This window comes from Desulfovibrio sp. 1214_IL3152, from assembly GCF_036763055.1.
GTDB lineage: Bacteria > Desulfobacterota > Desulfovibrionia > Desulfovibrionales > Desulfovibrionaceae > Desulfovibrio.
Window position 1 is genome coordinate 1 of the sequence record NZ_JBAIYW010000237.1, and the last position, 1,301, is coordinate 1,301.

Genomic DNA, 1,301 nt, shown 5'->3' on the forward strand with positions numbered 1-1,301 from the left:
TGGGGCGGCCGCCTTGGGGCCGCCCTTGGCCTGGACGGTATTTTTTTTGGTAGCCATGTCTGCTCCTACTCGGCTTTGTCTTGCTTGGCTTCCAGCGCTGCCAGCACAATGGCGCGGATGTCCAGACAGACGGGGCAGTTGCTGATGCACCGGCCGCAGCCGCTGCAAGAGAACGAACCCCAGTTTTCAGGATAGGTGGAGTACTTGTGCGAAACCCGGTTGCGCATGCGCAGGGCCTTGGTGGTGCGGGGGTTATGCCCGCTGGCCTCGCGCGTGAACAGGGAAGACATGCAGTTGTCCCAGCTGCGCAGGCGGCGTCCGCCCTTTTCGCTCAGCCCTTCGCCCTCGTCCGTGATATTGAAGCAATAGCAGGTGGGGCAGAAGTAGGTGCAGGCACCGCAGGACAGGCAGCGGTCGGTCTGGTTTTGCCAGAACTCCACATCCGTGAACATGGCCGCCAGCTTTTGCGGGGCCTCTTTGATGTTGGGGGCAGGCACAAGGCTGGCCCAGGCCGCCTTGCGCACTTCCTCCACCTTGGCGAAGCGGTCGCCGCCGTCTTCGAGCGAAGAGGCGGAAAGCAGCGCTTCGCCCTTGGGCGTAATGGCCTGGAGCACATAGCCGCCCTCGATTTCGGTCATGAGAATGTCCGAACCTTCGGGGGAGGTGGGGCCGCCGCCAACCCAGTGGCAGAAGCAGGTATTGCAGCCCGAATTGCAGGTAAGGCTGATGACCGTAAGGGCATCGCGCCTGGCCCTGTAATAGGGGTCGGCAAAGGGGCCTTTAAGGTAGGGCCGGTCAAGGATGGCGTAGCCGCGCGCATCGCAGGGGCGGGTGGCAAAAACCACGGTGGCTTCTGCCTGCGGGGTATCGTCCACCTGTATGGAGACGCGGGACGGATTTTCCGGATCTTTGCTTTTTTTGTAGCTTACCAGGGTTTCACACTGGGGCAGCACGGCTTCCTTGGCGGGCACGGTGGCTTTTGCAAGGGTAAAGGGCTTGCCTTCCTCCCAGGCTTCAAAGACCACGGAGCGTTTGGCCGCGGGCTTTTCCACGGGAACAAGCACGCGGTTGCCCTGTTGCGAGAGAAAGGCCAGAAAGGCGGGCAGGCCGTCGGGGGTTACAAAGCGGGTCATGCTCATTTCCAGTCCCTCTCATGGATGTTCTTTTCTTCCACTTCATAGCCCAGAAGCGGCGGCACGGCCTCGGCATTGAGGCCCGCCTTGTAGCCGTCAAAGAGCTGACTCACAGCCCGGGCGATCTGCTGGCGCAGGGCCAGGATGGGAATGCCCACGGGGCAGGCC

At 62.2% G+C, this 1,301-nt stretch carries 1 protein-coding gene; it reads right to left on the minus strand.

All coding sequences use genetic code 11. The features are described 5' to 3' along the window. Positions 1 to 65 precede the first annotated feature (65 nt). Positions 66 to 1,139, minus strand: coding sequence for a 4Fe-4S dicluster domain-containing protein (locus V6C07_RS05000; protein WP_333535264.1), 1,074 nt, complete (start codon positions 1,137 to 1,139; stop codon positions 66 to 68). Positions 1,140 to 1,301: the final 162 nt, after the last annotated feature.